Source organism: Maribacter sp. 1_MG-2023 (assembly GCF_030547005.1).
Taxonomy (GTDB): Bacteria; Bacteroidota; Bacteroidia; order Flavobacteriales; family Flavobacteriaceae; genus Maribacter.
On sequence record NZ_JAUOPN010000016.1, the window covers coordinates 21,258 to 39,804 of the forward strand.

Annotated in this window: 19 protein-coding genes; 5 read left to right on the forward strand and 14 right to left on the reverse strand. The window is 34.1% G+C overall.

The annotated features are described in order from the left end of the window. Positions 1-51: 51 nt before the first annotated feature. The 3 genes from Q4500_RS15660 to Q4500_RS15670 are packed head-to-tail and all read left to right on the forward strand — an operon-like array spanning position 52 to position 2,112. Positions 52-351, forward strand: coding sequence for a hypothetical protein (locus Q4500_RS15660; RefSeq protein ID WP_303600540.1), 300 nt, complete (start codon positions 52-54; stop codon positions 349-351). Positions 352-405: 54 nt separating this feature from the next. Further along, positions 406-1,626: a sulfite oxidase gene (locus Q4500_RS15665; protein ID WP_303600541.1), complete on the forward strand. Its 1,221-nt coding sequence runs from the start codon at positions 406-408 to the stop codon at positions 1,624-1,626. Further along, a complete protein-coding gene (locus Q4500_RS15670) occupies positions 1,627-2,112 on the forward strand; it encodes a monoheme cytochrome C (protein ID WP_368389774.1) in 486 nt (161 codons plus the stop codon). Between the two features lie 61 nt (positions 2,113-2,173). Here the strand turns inward: Q4500_RS15670 and Q4500_RS15675 are convergent, their stop codons facing one another. The 9 genes from Q4500_RS15675 to Q4500_RS15715 form a co-directional block, all read right to left on the reverse strand. Next, on the reverse strand, positions 2,174-2,728 hold the full coding sequence (locus tag Q4500_RS15675; RefSeq protein ID WP_303600542.1) for a type 1 periplasmic binding fold superfamily protein: 555 nt from the start codon (positions 2,726-2,728) through the stop codon (positions 2,174-2,176). 37 nt (positions 2,729-2,765) lie between these two features. After that, positions 2,766-5,159, reverse strand: coding sequence for a TonB-dependent receptor (locus Q4500_RS15680; protein ID WP_303600543.1), 2,394 nt, complete (start codon positions 5,157-5,159; stop codon positions 2,766-2,768). 65 nt (positions 5,160-5,224) lie between these two features. Beyond that, a complete protein-coding gene (locus tag Q4500_RS15685; RefSeq protein ID WP_303600544.1) occupies positions 5,225-5,530 on the reverse strand; it encodes a DUF2645 family protein in 306 nt (101 codons plus the stop codon). A 58-nt stretch (positions 5,531-5,588) separates the two neighbouring features. After that, on the reverse strand, positions 5,589-5,903 hold the full coding sequence (locus Q4500_RS15690; protein ID WP_073243999.1) for a DUF6787 family protein: 315 nt from the start codon (positions 5,901-5,903) through the stop codon (positions 5,589-5,591). Positions 5,904-5,933: 30 nt separating this feature from the next. After that, complete coding sequence (locus Q4500_RS15695) at positions 5,934-6,398, reverse strand: DUF6146 family protein (protein ID WP_303600545.1); 465 nt, start codon at positions 6,396-6,398, stop codon at positions 5,934-5,936. Between the two features lie 67 nt (positions 6,399-6,465). Further along, a complete protein-coding gene (locus Q4500_RS15700; RefSeq protein WP_303600546.1) occupies positions 6,466-7,098 on the reverse strand; it encodes a DUF937 domain-containing protein in 633 nt (210 codons plus the stop codon). 69 nt (positions 7,099-7,167) lie between these two features. Continuing rightward, positions 7,168-8,118 (reverse strand): D-2-hydroxyacid dehydrogenase, encoded by a 951-nt coding sequence (locus tag Q4500_RS15705; protein WP_303600547.1) that lies wholly within the window; start codon positions 8,116-8,118, stop codon positions 7,168-7,170. A 182-nt stretch (positions 8,119-8,300) separates the two neighbouring features. Then, positions 8,301-9,365 (reverse strand): 3-phosphoserine/phosphohydroxythreonine transaminase, encoded by a 1,065-nt coding sequence (gene serC / locus Q4500_RS15710; protein ID WP_303600548.1) that lies wholly within the window; start codon positions 9,363-9,365, stop codon positions 8,301-8,303. Between the two features lie 64 nt (positions 9,366-9,429). Then, complete coding sequence (locus tag Q4500_RS15715) at positions 9,430-10,500, reverse strand: acyl-CoA reductase (protein WP_303600549.1); 1,071 nt, start codon at positions 10,498-10,500, stop codon at positions 9,430-9,432. A gap of 89 nt (positions 10,501-10,589) precedes the next feature. Here Q4500_RS15715 and Q4500_RS15720 point away from each other — a divergent pair, with 89 nt between their 5' ends. Beyond that, the gene (locus Q4500_RS15720) at positions 10,590-10,940 is read left to right on the forward strand and encodes a 4Fe-4S dicluster domain-containing protein (protein ID WP_303600550.1); all 351 of its coding nucleotides are present in this window, start codon (positions 10,590-10,592) and stop codon (positions 10,938-10,940) included. Between the two features lie 164 nt (positions 10,941-11,104). Here the strand turns inward: Q4500_RS15720 and Q4500_RS15725 are convergent, their stop codons facing one another. From Q4500_RS15725 to Q4500_RS15735, 3 genes are read right to left on the reverse strand one after another with little or no spacing between them, the layout of a single operon-like run. Beyond that, the gene (locus Q4500_RS15725; RefSeq protein WP_303600551.1) at positions 11,105-14,221 is read right to left on the reverse strand and encodes a TonB-dependent receptor; all 3,117 of its coding nucleotides are present in this window, start codon (positions 14,219-14,221) and stop codon (positions 11,105-11,107) included. Positions 14,222-14,236: 15 nt separating this feature from the next. Then, entirely contained in the window at positions 14,237-15,250 is a 1,014-nt protein-coding gene (locus tag Q4500_RS15730; protein WP_303600552.1) for a FecR family protein, read from the reverse strand. 57 nt (positions 15,251-15,307) lie between these two features. Beyond that, complete coding sequence (locus Q4500_RS15735; protein WP_303600553.1) at positions 15,308-15,886, reverse strand: RNA polymerase sigma factor; 579 nt, start codon at positions 15,884-15,886, stop codon at positions 15,308-15,310. 202 nt (positions 15,887-16,088) lie between these two features. On the opposite strand from Q4500_RS15735, the gene ychF reads away from it, so the two are divergent. Beyond that, positions 16,089-17,183, forward strand: coding sequence for a redox-regulated ATPase YchF (gene ychF, locus Q4500_RS15740; RefSeq protein WP_303600554.1), 1,095 nt, complete (start codon positions 16,089-16,091; stop codon positions 17,181-17,183). On the opposite strand, the gene Q4500_RS15745 is transcribed toward ychF, so the two are convergent. Continuing rightward, positions 17,180-17,473 carry a chaperone modulator CbpM gene (locus tag Q4500_RS15745; RefSeq protein ID WP_303600555.1) on the reverse strand — a complete coding sequence of 98 codons (294 nt, stop codon included), beginning with the start codon at positions 17,471-17,473 and terminating at the stop codon, positions 17,180-17,182. The two genes, ychF and Q4500_RS15745, sit on opposite strands and share 4 nt — an antisense overlap. A gap of 1 nt (position 17,474) precedes the next feature. Further along, positions 17,475-18,380, reverse strand: coding sequence for a J domain-containing protein (locus Q4500_RS15750; RefSeq protein WP_303600556.1), 906 nt, complete (start codon positions 18,378-18,380; stop codon positions 17,475-17,477). Positions 18,381-18,547 lie beyond the last annotated feature (167 nt).

Consider the following 18,547-nt stretch of genomic DNA (forward strand, 5'->3'; position numbering starts at 1 on the left):
AAATTTGGCATCTTTGTTGCATTCTTTAGATAGAATAACTAATTTTTCAATATGTCAATTTTAAAAGATAAAAAATACAAACAACTTTTCATGGGGTTGCTTTTTGACTTTATAGGTATGATGTCATTTGCTATACCATTTATAGGTGAATTTTCAGATATTATTTGGGCACCACTTGCTGGTTGGCTCATGACCAGAATGTATAAAGGCAAGGTAGGGCAAGCTGCTGGTGCATTTACTTTCTTAGAAGAGATTATACCAGGGTTCGATATTATACCATCATTTACACTAATGTGGTTGTATACTTATGTTTTCAAAGTAGCTAAAAAAGGACAAACAATAGAAGTTTAAATCTTACTTTTAATTTTATTAAATACCTTAACTTTAACTCAAATAACTTGAGTTTTGAAGAGAAGAAATTTTGTTGCAAAATCTAGTTTCGGCGGTCTAGCTGCCTTATTAGGTGTAGATATAGTTTATAAAAATGTAATGCCAGCTGGTTATACTCCTGTAGCCTTGCAAGATTCTGATCCATTCAAATTATTCAATAAAGACAAGGGTATGATCGTTTTAAATGACAAACCATGGAATATTGAGGCACAAGCTCATCTCTTAGATGATAAAGTAACACCGAACAAATCTATATTTATTAGAAATAACGGACTCATTCCTGAGGAAATCGATGTAGAAAACTGGACACTCACCATAGATGGCGAATCTGTTCAACAGGAAAAAACGTACTCCCTTGCAGAACTCAAATCCAAATTTAAACATCATACCTATCAATTAACCCTTGAATGTGGTGGTAATGGTAGAAGTGAATTTGACCCACCGGCGAAGGGTAATCAATGGACCATAGGGGCTGTATATTGTGCAAGCTGGACAGGTGTTAGGTTGCGTGATGTTTTAGAAGATGTAGGTATTAAGGACGATGCCGTCTACTTTGGTTATCATGCTGCAGATTTACATCTAAGTAGAGACCCAACAAAAGAACCAATTTCTAGAGGTGCCCCAATGTCAAAGGCATTGCAAGATGAAACTATTTTGGCTTTTCAAATGAACGGAGTGGACATTCCTTTAGCCCACGGTTATCCATTACGGGTAATTGCTGGTGGTTGGCCAGCTTCGGTTTCTGGAAAATGGTTGCAACGTATCAATATTAGAAATATAGTTCATGATGGTACAAAAATGACTGGTACAGCATATAGAGTGCCTTGCAAACCGGTTGCCCCTGGTGAGAAAGTTGCAGATGAAGATATGTGCATTATTGAATCTATGCCTGTTAAATCTTTAATTACATACCCTAAGTCTGGGGCTACGTTATCGAAAGGTAAAAAGTTGAAAATTAGAGGACATGCTTGGGCTGGCGAATTGGAAGTTGCCAAAATGGAATACTCTATAGATTTTGGTGCTACATGGAATACTTGTGTCATTGAGAAACCTGCGAATCGATTAGCTTGGCAACATTTCTCTGCACAAATTTCTTTTCCACAAGAAGGGTATTACGAGGTTTGGGCAAAAGCTACTGATTCCAATGGAATCAGTCAGCCAATGTTATTACCTGGTTGGAACCCCAAAGGATACTTAAATAATGCTTGTCATAGAATAGCTGTAAAAATCGCATAGATGAAAATGCAAAATCATGACAATCTGAAACGAAATTTTCAAAGACTGTATAGAAAGATAATATTAGCAAGTGTTGTTGTGACTATTGGAGGAATTGCTTTGATATATTTTATTTTCGATTCTAGTCTATCTGCTTTCAAAGGAAATGAACCAGAAACAGAAATTGTTGAAATACCTGTTGATGATGACTTTGGTAAAATAGAAAATGGTATACATGTAAGTACTGGATTTATAGAGGCACCGGGTATGGTAGAAACTATTCAAAACTGTACCAATTGCCATTCTGCCAAGTTGGTAATGCAAAACAGAATGAACCAAGAACGTTGGAAATCGACTATTAAATGGATGCAAGAAACCCAAAATCTTTGGGATTTAGGAGAAAACGAAGCTGTAATTATCAATTATTTAGTAACTAATTATCCTCCAAAAAAGAAGGGTAGAAGAGAGGTGTTGGCAGATATAGAATGGTATCAATTAGAAGAATAGGAAACATAAAAAAGCCTTTGAATTTTTATTCAAAGGCTTTTTTTTAAATTGTAAATTTAGCTTATTCTACTACTACTGTAAAAGTTTGAGCTATATCAGTCTCACCACCAGCATCTGCCAAAGTACCGTCGTTTGGTTTTGTTGGCTCATGACGTAATGTAATGGTTATACTACCTGATCCTGCATCACCAGTAGTCAATTCAAATTCAAGTCCTATTGGATTTCCGTCTCCGTCTTCATCAGAATAAGTTACATCTGTAAGAGAACCGTTTAGACTAAAGAAAAACTGGTGTTCATCAGCTTCTTCTTCTACTTCCTCCGTAATATCCTCTGCAGGTGACTCTGTTTCGTTCAATAATTCAATACTTCCCGTATAGGTGGTATTTGCAGTTAAATTATCTGCTGTTATTACAGGAGCATTTGGTCCATCGCCATCCAAATCTTGAGATTGTAATGTCGCAGTGCCATTAGCACTTGTTAAAGTAACCGTCAATGTAGTAATAATTTCTTCTTCATTTATTATTTCTGGCGTATCATCATCACTAGAACATGATGTCATAACCGTTGCCATTAAACTTAAAGCTAAAACTGTTTTTAAGGTTTTGTTTCTTTTCATAGTTGTACTTGTTTTCATTTGTTAGTAATTATTATTATTAGTAGTTAAAAATTAAGCGTAGACTTATATTTCTGCCCATGTCATCTACAAAATATCGTTGGCGATTTAAATAATCACGATAATTGGTATTTAATAGGTTGCTTGCACTAAGACCTACAGTTAAATCGTTTTTGTTTTTAAGGGTAAATGATGCTTCTGTATTTAGGGATAAAAGGTGATAAGCATCTGGTGGTGTATTGATATCCAAAATCACATTTTCTTGCTGTTCGGGTGAAAAGACTTCAATGTTATCTGGGTATCTTGTTTGTTCGAATACATACTGACTTTCTAGACTTATTAGAAAATTATTCCATTTAGGGTTTGTGTATGTAATACTATTCGTAAAATTAGCAGCAGGTATATTTATTAGTGGTGTGTCTGTTTCTGTATCAGTACCTCTTACCCATGCAAACTTATGATCTGTTCTAATTTTTGAAGTCCAATTACTGTATAAAAAAGCATCAATACCTAGCAATACTGCATCGGTCTGTCTATAAGACCAAACAGGGAAGGCTCCTCTAATTGTATATTCTACACCTGTTGGTTCTACAAGTATAAAGTCTTTAATACTGTTTAAAAAGGGAGCCACCGAGTACCCCCATTTATTGGTGTTCCGTTCTAAAGATGCAGAAAGTTTTGATGATGTCTCGCTTGTAATTCTTAAATCACCCAATTCAATGCGTGCAGCAGAATGATGTAAACCATCACTAAATAATTCTGAAGGGTTTGGTGCTCTTTGTGAAAAAGCATAGTTAAAGCGCAAATGATCTTTTTCATTTATTTGATAATGAAAACCTGCTGTTCCTGAAAAATTATGGTAATCAAAAACAGGATTAGTAAGTAATTGTGTGCCTAAATCTTCAATGATTATATCGGCAAAATCTACATCATAACCACGTTCCTCCCATCTAGATACTTTATAGAATTTTTTAGCATCAATTCTGCTAAAATCATAACGAGCACCTACATCTATGGTCCAATCGGAATTTAATTCATAATTACCGATGGCAAATAATCCAAAATCATATTTATCGTAATCAGGGATTAGTCTTCTTACACCTGTATCAGGATTTGCAAAGTTGGTTTGATATCTACCTAATGCGCCTACCTTGAGGTCAAAACCTTCTTTAGCATCAAATTTAATATTGGTTAAAACCGAATGTGTTGTAAGTCTCAAATCTAACGATGCTTTATCGGCATCATCACCTACACGAATATCATATTCAAATCTTCTATTTTGTTGAAAATCATATTGTGTGGTCCATTTTCCAAAACCTTCAAATCTTCGGTAATAACTAAGTTTTCCTAAATGATGGGTTACCTCTTGGTAGGGTTGGGTAATATCATAAGTAAAATCATTTATTACACTTGGTATATTACTATTAATAGCGTTTATTAAATCATCTACGTTACCGATATGTGAGGCTCTTAATATGCCAATCTCAGAATTAAAATAGGAATAATAACCTTCCCAGCCTTGTTCAAAATCGCGTTTTCCAACATTTAGCGATAAACCACTTTCATTGATTCCGGTGTTTGAAAGTATGTAATCTGGAGCTTCTAAATCTCCTAATTTCTTATATGACCCTTGGGCTTTTATATATAGACCAGACTTGTACGATTTGGTCAACGAAGAAGTAATGTTACCGCCACGACCATTAGACGATAAGTTTAATTGTGTTTTACCAAACAAGGAATCTGTTCTGACAACTGGTAACGGCTCTAATACAATTACTCCGCCTATGGCATCGCCACCGTATTCAATTGCTGCAGCGCCTTTAATGACACTTATGTTCTGGTTAGCATTGACATCGACATTTGGGGCATGTTCCTCTCCCCATTCCATGTCTTGCATTCGAACGTTATTGTTTAGAATTAATATTCTACTACCGTTTAAACCTTGTATTACTGGTTTAACGATGTTACCACCAGTATTTAATGTTGATACACCTACAATTTTCTTAAGTGCATCGCCTAAACTATTACCACTATTTCGCTCTATATCTTTTACCGATAAAATATTCTCTTGTGCAGAATTGGTGCTTTTGGGAACGTCACCAATCACTTTTACTTCTGTTAATTCTTCTAAATGATGCTCAAGTCTAATTTCTGAAAAGGTATCTCCATTAATAGTTACAGTAATAAACTTGGTTGTGCATTCCGGATGCGATATTTCCAATTCTAAAACTCCGTCACACAGATTTTTAAAAGTAAATTTCCCATTTTCTTTAGAAACTGTAGAAAGGTTTTTACCAGTGACATTAATAGTTGCTCCATTTAGCGTACTGTTGTCATGGAAATCAACTATTTCACCTATTAATATTGAATTGCAATCTTGAGCATAAATTATTGAGCTACAAAAGATTACGAAAACATATAAATAATTTTTCATTATATAAGTTTTTCGAAAGTATGTGCCGATTCTAAAATGGAATCGATTTAAATGTGGATAGTGTATTAGTCTTGGAAGGGGGGAGGTCTGCCAAAAGTTGCATACCTAAAATAAAATGAAGGAGCCTCTAAAACTAAAGGCGTAATTTTTTTATCAGTAAAAAAGATAAATGGTAAAAGAATTAATAATAAAATGGCAACAAAAGTAAATTCAGAATTTTGATTCTGAATAGCCATATCGCAAATACTACAATTCTCTATCGTATCAACAGAATTGTCATCATGAGAATACACGTGAAAAGAAGTCACCTTAATTAACATAAGGCAAAACAATATAAATACAGATAAATATGTAAATATTGAGTTTTTCACATCGCTAAAGTACTAAAAGAAGTAGAATTGAATGTTAAAGAAAACCTAACAAAAAAAATTAGAATAAGAATCCGAGTCCTAATCTTTTAAGCATCTTTTTCTCAAAAGCCCAAAAGAATTTGAATTGTCCAAATAACCAGCCATATATTACCAATAGTATCTGATAAAAGGGGAAAATTAATAGAATTCGTAAAATCCAATACATTGTTGTTCCCCACCACGCATCTGGAAAATTAGCTTGTTGTAAGCCAATTAAATTTAAAAAAGGTTTTGCCACAAAGACAGAAGATGATCCGGTAATGGAAAAAACAATAAAAATAATAGTTAATTGAAAATTGCTGGTAACGCCCCAACGCTCTTTTAATTTTTGCATGACATGTGTTGAATGCCGCAAATATACTTTTTAAATACGGGGTACAAAAGGACCTAAACGTTGATTATATTTTCTTTGAAAATAGATGAAGTAATTATAAAGTTTGTAATTAACCTCATACCCATAATCTATTTGATTTGAGTAATCTATGCGTAATTCATATAAATTAGGGTCAAATCGTGATGGCTGCATAATTCTGTTATTCCATTCTATAACCATGATGTAATTTCTATTTTCAAGGAAATTTTGAGAATAATAACCCTCTGGTTTGGCAATTGAACTTAGCCATGTATTAAAACCAGGCTCAATAATTATTATTTCATATTCTGTCTTGTCACTAGAAATAGTAATGGTATCGCCTTGTACTTGGTTAAAAGCCTGTTCTTCATTATTCGAAATAGCTAATGATTCTTTTGATGCTCCGCAATTTAATAGAAGTACAGAAATGGTGCTAACAATTAGCATTACAAAAAAAGAGGTGTATTTCGTTTTCATGAATTATAAGATACAAAAAAACCCGCTTGCAGTTGCAAGCGGGTTATATAAATAGAGTCTTTAAATTTTATTTACCGAAAAGACCTCCTAAAAGACCTCCGATTCCACCACTACTTTTACTGCCTCCCATTACCATACCGGCAACGTCATCTAGTATGCTACCATCACCATCTGCATCTAACAAAGAAGTAATTAAGCTTTGATTTTCTTGTGGTTGTCCACCAAGCATGCTACCTAAAAGAGCATTCATGCCAGTACCATCACTTACGTTACTTTGTGCAGTTTGCTTACCTATCATTCCCATGACTATAGGAGCAGCTATTTTTAAAATAGAAGCTACAGAACCTGCGTCGATACCAGATTTTTGACTTAAAGCACTTTCTACTTGAGGTTGTTTGTCTCCAAATACATGACTCAAAATACCAGCACCATCTGCCATTACACTATCGTCAACACCGCCGCCAAAAAGACCACCTAAGTTATCCAAAATACCACCACTATGATTACTAGATAATGCGCTCATTAAACCTTGAGCACCTTCTGGAGTAGATACATTTTTTTTCATTGCACCAAGAATAAGTGGCATAGCCATACTTAGTACATTTGCGGTTTTATCTGCCGGTTGGTTGGTTTGACCTGCAACTCCGCTAATTAATTGTTGCCCCATTGGGCTATTTAATAAATCTAATAATCCTGCCATTGTAATAGTTAATTTAATGTTTACGTTGTAAAATACGAAAAAGAGTCAAGAATATTGCCTTTTAAGCCTCTATTTTAATAACGATATAATTTGGTCGGCCAATTCTAGTCCTATTCTTTCTTGAGCTTCTAGTGTAGCTGCACCAATATGTGGCGTTAGCGATATACTAGAATGCATCAATATTTTAACTTCTGGTGTTGGTTCAGATTCATAAACGTCTAAACCAGCAAAGGCAACAGAGCCGTTTTCTAAAGCTTCAATTAAGGCAACTTCATCTAAAACTCCACCTCTGGCTGCATTTACGATACCTACTCCCTTTTTCATTTGAGAGAATTCTGTTTTACCCAAAACATAGCTCTTTTGACCCGGTATATGTAACGATATATAATCTGCCTGCTTTAGTAAGTCTTCTTTCGTTGTATTCTTTAAATTGAATGTCACTTTCTGACCATCGAAAAAAGAAAGTTCAATATCGGTTTGTTCTACTTCTGGGTCGCAATACACAACTTTCATACCTGCGCCAATAGCCAGTTTTGCTGTTGCTTGACCAATGTTACCGAAGCCGAATAGACCTAAAGTCTTTCCTCTAAGTTCTGTACCTTTTGAATACGATTTTTTAAGACCTTTAAAGTTGCTGTCACCCTCTAAAGGCATGTTTCTGTTAGCATCATATAAAAAACGTGCTCCACCGAAAAGATGGGCAAATACTAATTCTGCCACAGATTCTGATGATGCCGCAGGAGTATTTATAATATGAATGTCTTTAGATTTAGCGTAATCAACATCAATATTATCCATGCCAACACCACCTCTTCCTATTAATTTTAGGGTAGGGCAGGCGTCGATTAAATCTTTTCTAACCTTAGTGGCACTACGCACTAATAAGGCGTCAATTTTGTGTTCGTTTATATAGTTTGCTAACTGTTCTTGAGCAACAGTTGTCGTTAAAACTTCAAATCCTGATTTCTCTAAAGCGTCAATGCCGTTTTGAGAAATACCATCATTTGCTAATATCTTCATATGTTTTACTGGATTATCGAGATTTTAATGCTCCGAGGTTTTCTTGTCTATTCCGTTCGGGAAGATCTCAAAAATTCACGTAGGCTCACTTAGAAATTCTTCGTGAGTTTATCTCGAATTATTTTATTGAAATTTAAATACTGATTGAAATATAAACTAATAAAGTAAATCGTTTGAATTAATTATCCTTTACGCTCCATTTCACTCATTACGTCTACCAATACACCAACACTATCTAGAGAAAGTGCGTTGTACATGCTAGCTCTGTAGCCGCCAACAGAACGGTGACCGTTTAAACCATTAATACCAGCTTCTTTTAACATGTTATCAAATGTTGTTTTCAAAACCTCATCAGTAATATTAAAGGTTGCATTCATTAAGGAACGGTCTTCTATATTCGCATAACCTTCAAACACTGGATTTAAGTCTATTTCAGAATATAACAGTCTTGCTTTTTTCTCATTTACTTCTTCAATAGCAGCAATACCTCCAAGATTTTTTAACCATTCTAAAGTTAGCATAGAAGTATATACAGCAAACACTGATGGAGTATTGAACATACTGTCTTTTGCAATATGCGTTTGATAATTAAGCATAGAAGGGATTTTTCTAGAAACTTTACCTAAAATATCATCTTTGACAATTACTAAAGTAGCTCCTGCAGGACCCATGTTTTTTTGTGCTCCAGCGTATATTAAATCGAACTGAGAAAAATCCATAGTTCTAGAAAAAATATCAGAACTCATATCACAAACTAAAGAACAATCAGTTATTGGAAATTTCTTAAATTGTGTTCCGAATATGGTATTGTTTGAAGTTATATGTAAGTAATCTAAACCAGTTGGCACAGAATAGCCTTTAGGGATGTATTTAAAGTTTTCATCTTTAGATGATCCAACTTCAACAACTTCTCCAAATAACTTAGCTTCTTTAATCGCTTTGTCGCTCCAAGTACCGGTATTTAAATAACCAGCTTTTTTTTCTAACAAATTATATGCAACCATTAAAAACTCTAAGCTTGCGCCACCTTGAAGAAAAAGTGCAGTATAGCCTTTGTCTTTTAAATCAAGTAGTTCTAATGCCAATGATCTTGCGTTTTCCATTACGGCAACAAAATCTTTACTTCTGTGAGAAATCTCAATAAGAGAAAGGCCCGAACCGTTGAAGTCCATAACCGCTTCAGAAGCTTTTAACAATACTTCTTTTGGTAATATACAAGGACCAGCGCTAAAATTATGTTTTTTCATTTTGTTTGTAATTTAAGGATGCAAATGTCAGGATTTTTTAAGAATTTACTGTCAGGATAGCCATTTAATTCAAAGATGTTCTCAACAAGAAATCAACCGTATCTATACCATCTGCATAATCGTTCAATGATGGCTTTTGTGTTTGTCCGAATGATATCTCGCCTTCCATGATGCCAGATGAGACTATACACTGAATTTTATCTTCCTCGTTATTTAGATATTTTTTTAAAGTAGGAATGTCTTCATAATATTCGTAAAACAAAGAGGCAATAGGGGATCCAAAGCTTTTTTCTTCTTTTAATATCAAGAATCCGTTATCTAAGATTTTGAATTCGCTCATCAAATAAACAGCCTTATTATAATCATAATTGTTAGCATATTTATTATGGTTTATAATATCGCTGTATGGAAACATAGCTTTGAAAAATATATCAATATCATAGCCTTTCGGAATATAGATCTTAGAAACACTTCTACAACCTAATCCAAAATATCTAAAAATATCTTCGCCAAGAGCAGTTAATTCTTCAGTAGTCTCATTGCCTGTTAAAACTGCTGCCGAATTTCTGTTTTTACGAATAATATTCGGTTTTTTGCCGAAATAAAATTCAAAATACCTTGCAGTATTGTTACTGCCGGTTGCGATTACGGCATCATAGTTTTCAAGCTTTTCTTTTGTAAACGTCACCCTGTCTTTGAAAAAGGGTTCGATTTCGATTAGGTAATCAATAAGCAGCGGGATCAATTTCTGGTCGTTACTAGATAGCTTTACCAATGCTTTATTTCCAGTAAGCAATACACATAGAAGGTCATGAAACCCTACTAAGGGAATATTACCAGCCATTATTAGTGCTACTGTTTTTTCTTCATTAGAATTAATATCATATGCATTTAACCAATTTTCTAAATTACCTTGGGTTAATACATTTGACCATTCTTGAAAAGCATGAATACAATTTTCTTCTGAAAACCAACCATTATAATGTTGTGCCCTTTCGGCTTCAGTTTTAAAACGCTCGATCCATTTGTCATTTAAGTGATCAGAAATGGTGTTAGATGTGATTAAATCACAAAATGTACTTAGAAAATTTCCAAGTTTAACAAAAGCTTCTATACTAAGGTTGCTATGGGTCATTATATTTGTATACTAATTCAGTAGGAATTACCTTTGTGCAAAAATAAGCATGCCCGTTCTTTTTTGGGCATTTTAATGTAGAAGAAATTATGGCAATAATAATAACAGACGAGTGTATAAATTGTGGGGCTTGTGAACCTGAATGTCCGAACACTGCAATTTATGAAGGTGCAGATGAATGGCGTTATAGTGATGGTACCTCTTTAAAGGGTGGTGTTGTACTGCCTGATGGTAAAGAAGTTGATGCCGATGAAGTTCAAGAGCCAATTAGTGATGAAGTCTACTATATCTCACCTGATAAATGTACAGAATGTATGGGTTTTCATGAAGAGCCGCAGTGTGCAGCAGTTTGCCCTGTTGATTGTTGTGTGCCTGATGATGACCATGTAGAAACTGAAGAAGTACTTTTGGCAAAGCAACGTTTTATGCACCCTGAGTAAGTATTATATATTTTCTTTAAGGGTTTTAATAAGTGTAGTTAATCTTTAGATTGCTTTATTCTTTATCTTCTTAATAAGAAACTGAAAATCACTTAACATACTTATATTAAATAAAAAAAGCTACCTAAATTAATAGGTAGCTTTTTTATTAAAACTAAATCAAACTAAAATTTATAATTCAACGATAGGTTGAACATAGTTCCTAATTGACTAAAGTGATACCCATCATACGTCATTTGAGAATAACGTTGGTTGAAAGTAATCAAGTTAGATTGGTTCTGTGTCTGTGCTGGGTCAGCCAAAATAGCATCACCTGCAGCATTTTGAGAAACAAAATTCCATTCAGGTAATACATTCAACAAGTTGTTGATGTTAAGTGCAATTGTCAATTTATCTGTAGCGCTAAAATTAACTCCTAAATCAGTAACTACTTTAGGGTCAAATTCAGTTCCAAGGTTGAAATTACCATTTGCATCAGTACTCAAACCTTGTTGAAAAAAGCTAGTTTTTCCAAATAATGTATTATTTAAAGAAAAACCGAATTTATTTATTTCGTAATTAGCTCCTAAAATCCATTTAGTCTTAGGTCTTGAGGTAAAGAATAAAGCTTCTTGAGTTTGGTTTACTACAGATTGACCTGAATTAGCAACTAAGTCAATATCCTTTACAGGACCATCAAGTTCATTCTGAATAGTATAGTTACCAGATAAGTTTAAATCTAAACTTCCTTCACCAATTTCGATTCCTTTATAAGCAAGTACAACATCAATACCAGATGTTTTTGTATCTATTGCATTAGAAAAGAAACTAACATCGCTTAAGTTATTACTAGCTAAAAGAACATCTAATGGATTTGTAGGATCACCACTACCTCCGATTTCATTTCCAAGAACAATTCTGTCTTTTACAGCGATATTATAGTAGTCGAAAGTATAACTGAACTTATCGATTTTACCACCAAAACCGACAGTGTAGTTTGTAGAAGTTTCAGCATCCAATTGAGGTATACCCAATAATTTTGCTTGTGTAGATACATTGTTGATTAACCCGCCAACTTGTATACCTTGCCCTGGTACAAAACTATACTGAGCTTTTTGAGTATAGATTTGGTGTAGGGTAGGAGCTCTAAATCCAGAAGATAAAGAACCTCTTAATGTAAATGCATCGCTAAACTTATAACGAGAACTAAACTTATATATGAAAGTGTTACCGAAATCTGAATAGTTTTCAGTTCTAACAGTACCGCTTAATAAAAAAGCATCGGTAACATCATAATCTAAACTTAAATAACCACCAATATTGTATCGGTTGAACTTACCCGAGTTTTGTGGAGAGGCACCTGCAAATGAATCTGCACCACCACCATCATAAGAAGCTAATTCACCTTCTATGATTTCAAAAGTCTCTGTTCTAAACTCAGCACCAACACCAATACTTACTTTATCAGATAATAATCTTGAGATATCAATGTTTCCAACGTTGTGAGAGAATCTTGTTCCCCCTGGATCAAATGATTGCTGACTATTTTCTCTATAAAGTTCAGAACCTTCTGTAATTTCGCCATCATCAACAGAACCGTTACCATTAATATCAACCCATGTGGAAGGAGAATAAACAACATTTCTGTTGTGGGTATTGTTCACTTTGTACGTTTGAGTATTTCCTCCAGTTGTAAAACTTGCATCAAGATTCCAATCGTTTATAACTGATTTAAAACCTATTGTAGCATTATAATCGCTAAGTTCACCTTCAAATGTTGGAACATAACCATCATAACCACCAGCGGTGTTTGGATTGTCTCCAGGGAAAAAATCTGCCAAATATGGAAAATCCTCAACAGTTCTCCAATAAGGAGTTCTGTAGTTTGCAAAACTATTTACAGCCTTGTAAACATATGCAGCATTACCATACATTGATGTGTTTTCACTTAATTCATAGCCTAAGTTAAGTGAGAATTTAGCAGCAGCGGTTTCTGGGGATCCATTGATATTTCCTGCGTCTGGTCTTCTAGAAAGAAATTCTTGAACATCTGCAATGTCAGCGCCAAAATCACCAGCTTCACCAGCAGCATCAACAGTACCTGGTCTGTTTGCTTGGTTTACTTTAGATAGGTCTATTGTATAATTTATAAAGCCTTTGTCCTCACCAATTGATGAGCCATTGTTTAAAGAAACACCAAACATTTCACCATCACCTTCAGAAGTTATTCCTGTTCTTAATGTTGCTGATCCTTCATTCGGAGAATCTTTAAGTATAATGTTCATTACACCTGCAATTGCATCAGAACCATATTGAGCAGAAGCACCATCACGTAAGATTTCAACTCTTTTAATCGCATCAGTAGGTATAGCTGAAATATCAGCACCTGTTTCACCACGACCTGGAGATGTTTGTGTATATAATAAAGCACTTAAGTTTTTACGCTTACCATTAATCAAAATCAATGTTCTAGATGGACCCATGTTTCTGATTTCATAAGGATCCAATAAAGATGTTGCATCGTTTACAGGCGTTTGTACTGTGTTGAAAGAAGGAATTCTATACTGTAATGCCTTGTCAAATGAAGCTTGACCTGTTGAGCTTAAATCTTTAGCTCCAATTACATCTACTGGTAATGGTGTATCAGCGTTACTTCTAGGTGCTGTACGAGATCCAACAACAATAAATTCATCTAGTTGCATTCCTTCTGTTAACTGAACGTTAATCGTATTTTTGCCAAGTGTTGAAACTTCTTGCGTAGCAAAACCGATATAACTAAATACTAGTTTGGTATCATCATTAATGTTAATTGAATAGTTACCGTCAAAATCAGAAGTAGTACCGTTAGTGGTACCTTTCTCGATAATATTAACTCCTGCCAGCGGCATTCCAGAATCATCGGTTACTGTTCCGGTAATAGTGTTTTGAATCTTTTCATTCAAAGTCAAAGCAGTAATACCATTATTTGAAGAATTTATCTTAAGAATTTTAGCCCTTTCTGGCTTCTTATGATAAACCACATAATATTTGTTGCCAAGATATTCAAAATCAAAACTTGTTTTGCGTTCCAATTTATTAATAATCTTGTCTAATACTGGGAATTTATATTCCTCAGGATTTAAACTGGTGCTTGATACCAGGTTAGGGTTGTACGTGAAAAATACTTCGTGCTTTTCACTGATCTCATTTAGAAACTCGCTTAGTGTTACGTTTTCTTTGAGTTCATTAGCTGCCGTTGCACTGGTGATGCTTGAAAAAAGCATTACTGCAAGCAGTAATCTCATTAGTTTGTTCGTTCTCATAAATAAATAGTTTAGTTAATAAATAGGGTTTTCTTGCACTCGTAATATCTTTCCTTTTTTAATGATTCTTGTACCTGTAGCCTTTTCTATTGCGGCTATACATATTTGTAAATTCTGATTTGGAATACCACCAGAAAGAGGTAAATTCTTTAATTTTTCATTTTCATATTCAATTTCGAGACCGTAGGTCGTTTCTATATTGAACATTACTTCTTTTAGAGAAATTTCGTTAAAAGCATAAGTACCTCCACGCCAGAGAGCATATGGAGTTTTAATATCTACTTTCTTATGAGTCAGTTCTTTACTCTCATTTGAAAAAGAAACCATTTCACCAGGTATCATTTTAGTGACTTCTCCGTTTTTTAATTCTAAATGAATAGAACCTTCATCAAGCACCACATTTGTTTTCTGTTTTCTAGTGTTTACATGAAACTGTGTGCCCAGTACTTCGACTTTAAGGTCTTCTGTAATTACCCAAAACTTTGCATTGGTACTTGGTATAGATTTAACTTTAAAGTATGCTTCTCCTTTTAGGTTAATAAGACGCGGATTGTCTTTTTCATACCATATTTCAGAATTTCCGTTAAGCACAACAGATGTGCCATCTGGTAATTTTAAGTCGATTATTTCGCCAAAATTGGTTTTGTGTATGGTTGTGGTTTCATTATTTAGAAACGAATAACTTGTCCAGCTTATAAGAATTAATAACACGGCAGCTGCAGCAGTTAATAACGAACTGTTTACCGTATGTGTTTTTTTAAGAATCTTTTTTGGTGTAGGCTCTAACTTTATCTTTGACAAAACATTAGCTAGGGCATCGTTTACTTTTTCACTGCTAGGGTATTGTTGATTGAAATTGATGCCTATAATAATCGACTTGGCATTCTCTACAGTTTCTATATGGGAAGGGTTGTTCTGTATCCAATTATTCCAATAAGCGATATCATTTTTATTTAAGCCTTTTGCCCAGTTTTTAAATGATGCATCCGATAGGAAGTAATCTAAGTCGAATTTATTATTGTTGTTCATATAGCAAGGTATTCCATTAGTAAGAGGCTTAACTCTTAAAAATATACCCTACTTTTTTTAATTTTTTTTCAAAATAGATTTAATCTGTTGATTTTCAGATGCTATGCGAAGTTTTGTCAAGGCTTTTTGTAGTGTATTTAAAACGCTTTGGTAATTCATATCCATTACTTCGGCGATATCTGAACTATTCATTCCGCTGTAATACTTTAAATAGATTACCTCTTTTTGTCTTGGTGAAAGTTGATTGATAAGGCTTGCTAGGGTAGAGGTGCAAAGAAATTGAACTTCTTGCTTGATTGATATTTCTTCAGACGAAAAAGTAAAATTGGTTTTGAATAGCTGCGCTTCTGGAATAGGTATATTATTTTGATTCTTTTGTAACTGTTTTGTTAGTCTTCTTTTAAAAGAAACAAACAGGTATGCTTTTAAACTATTTATGTGCCCTAATTTTTCTCTGCTTTCAAATAATTGTATAAAAAAGTTTTGAAGACAGTCTTCTGTAAGTTCTTGATCGTTACTCAATTTTAAACCATATACATGTAATTGCGGATAATACTTTTTAAAAAGTAAGCTAAACCCATGGGATTCGCCCTTTTTAAAAAAATACCATATAGTTTCATCTGAATGAAGTTCCATAAATTCTTACATGTTCTACAGCCAATGTAAGAATTATTTCTTAAAATATGTTAAAAATCAATATTTTAACTGTCGTCAAGCTAAAAAATTTGATTTAAATTTAAATAAATTGTATAAAAATTACATTATAGTTATTGATGAAAATTTGAATGAAAAATTTGTAACTAAAAACTATCTTTGCACCCTTGAAATATTCTTAATTATGAAAGCAGGTATTGTAGGATTACCAAACGTAGGTAAATCAACACTTTTTAATTGTTTGTCTAACGCAAAAGCGCAAAGTGCAAATTTTCCTTTTTGTACAATTGAACCTAATATAGGTGTTGTAAACGTGCCAGATGCACGATTAGAAAAACTGGAAGAGTTGGTAGTTCCAGAAAGGGTATTGCCTGCCACTGTAGAAATCGTTGATATTGCTGGTTTGGTAAAAGGAGCTAGTAAAGGTGAAGGGTTAGGGAATCAGTTTTTGGGAAATATTCGTGAAACTGATGCTATATTACATGTATTGCGTTGTTTTGATAATGACAATATAGTACATGTTGATGGTAGCGTAGATCCTATTAGAGATAAAGAAACGATAGATATGGAGCTTCAATTGAAAGATTTGGAGACTGTAGATAAGAAATTAGAAAAAGTAAAAAGAGCAGCTAGAACTGGTAACAAAGATGCACAAAAAGAAGAAGCTGTTTTACTGGCTGTAAAAACCGGATTAGAATCAGGTACTTCTGTTAGAGCAATTAAAATCGATGATGAATCTAGACTTGAGTTTGTTAAACCACTTCAATTTATTACAGATAAACCGGTAATGTATGTTTGTAATGTTGACGAGGATGCAGCCGTGTCTGGTAATGCCTATGTTGATAAAGTAAAAGAAATGGTTGCTGCTGAAAACGCAGAAGTTATTTTTTTAGCAGTAGGTACCGAAGCTGATATTACGGAGTTAGAGACCTATGAGGAGCGTCAAATGTTTTTAGAAGATTTGGGCCTAGAAGAGCCTGGTTCTGCTAAACTTATTCGCGGAGCTTATAAATTATTAGATTTAGAGACCTACTTTACTGCAGGTGTTAAAGAGGTTCGTGCTTGGACAATTCCTGTTGGCGCAACTGCACCACAAGCGGCAGGTGTTATACATACAGATTTTGAAAAAGGTTTCATTAGGGCAGAAGTTATTGCTTATGATGACTACGTGGCTTTTGGTAGCGAATCAAAAGTGAAAGAAGCCGGTAAAATGAGGGTAGAAGGTAAAGAGTACATCGTTAAAGATGGTGATGTAATGCATTTCCGTTTTAACGTTTAATGTTCATATATAGTCAGCCGATCTCGAAGTAGTTTTAATTCTTGCTCTAATCGGTTGACTTTTTTTATCATATGGTTTAAGGTGTCTATACCTTCCATATTTATACCAAGGTCTTCTCGTAGCCTATATATGCGTTCTATCTCAACAAGGTATTGCGGTTCAACATATGTTTTATTTTCAATTTGCTGTACCTTGATCATTTCGAACTCTAAAAGATCATTTATAAATTCTATTGGAGTTTGTGTACGTTCGCAATACACCTCTATTTGTATGTAATTTTCTGAATTCATATTATCGTAATTCTGAAAGTTGTTTAAATAATTCTTTTTCTTTTTCTGAAAGTTTGGTAGGCATGGTTACCTTATAAGTGATATACAAATCTCCATGAACACCTTTTTTCTTATAAACGGGCATACCTTTTCCCTTCAGCTTCACCTTAGTGTCATTTTGGGTTTCGGGTTTTACCTTTAACTTCACTTTTCCTGTTAAGGTTTCTACTTCAATTGAACTGCCTAAAATGGCATCATATAAAGAGATAGATTCATTTTTATATAAATCGTTCTTTACTCTTTGAAAATTAGTATTGTTATTAATTTCAAAAGTTAAGTAGAGGTCTCCTTTTGGTCCGCCATTAGCACCTTCGCCGCCATAGCCGGAAATTTTTATGGTTTGTCCATCTTCAACCCCTGCAGGTATGGTAATTCTAATTTTTTTAGCACCCAGGTCAAGTGTTTGTTTTTGATCTTCAAGAATGTCAAGCAAATTCAACTTTAGTGTTGCATTTAAATCTTGACCCTTATACTGTGTTGACCTTTGTCGTCCGCCACCACTAAAACCTCCGCCAGCTCCACCAAACATTGATTCAAAGAAGTCTGAAAAATCTTCATTTGATCCGCCAGCGCTAGAATAACTTCTTCTATTACCGGTCGATGAGCTACGTTGATTTTTCTTTGCTTCTTCAAAAGCATCGGCATGTTGCCAATCTTTACCATATTGGTCGTATTTCTTTCTTTTTTCAGGGTCGCTTAAAACTTCGTTAGCCTCGTTTACACGCTGAAACTTTTCTTGTGCGGTTTTATCATTCGGATTTAAATCTGGATGAAGTTTTCGCGCTAATTTTCGATATGCCTTTTTAATTTGAGCTTGTGTAGCCTTCTTGTCTATTTCAAGAATTTTGTAATAATCGATAAATTCCATAAGTATTCAAAATCTACATTAAAGGTATAAAAAGGAATAAATTATTCCTATGACGTATATCATTCTTTAAATAAACTTTTTGCTAATTATTTACTATACTCTTTTCTAGAAAAATTATGTTATTCACTATAGCTATCAACAAAAAAGTCCTATTTATTGTTAATTAC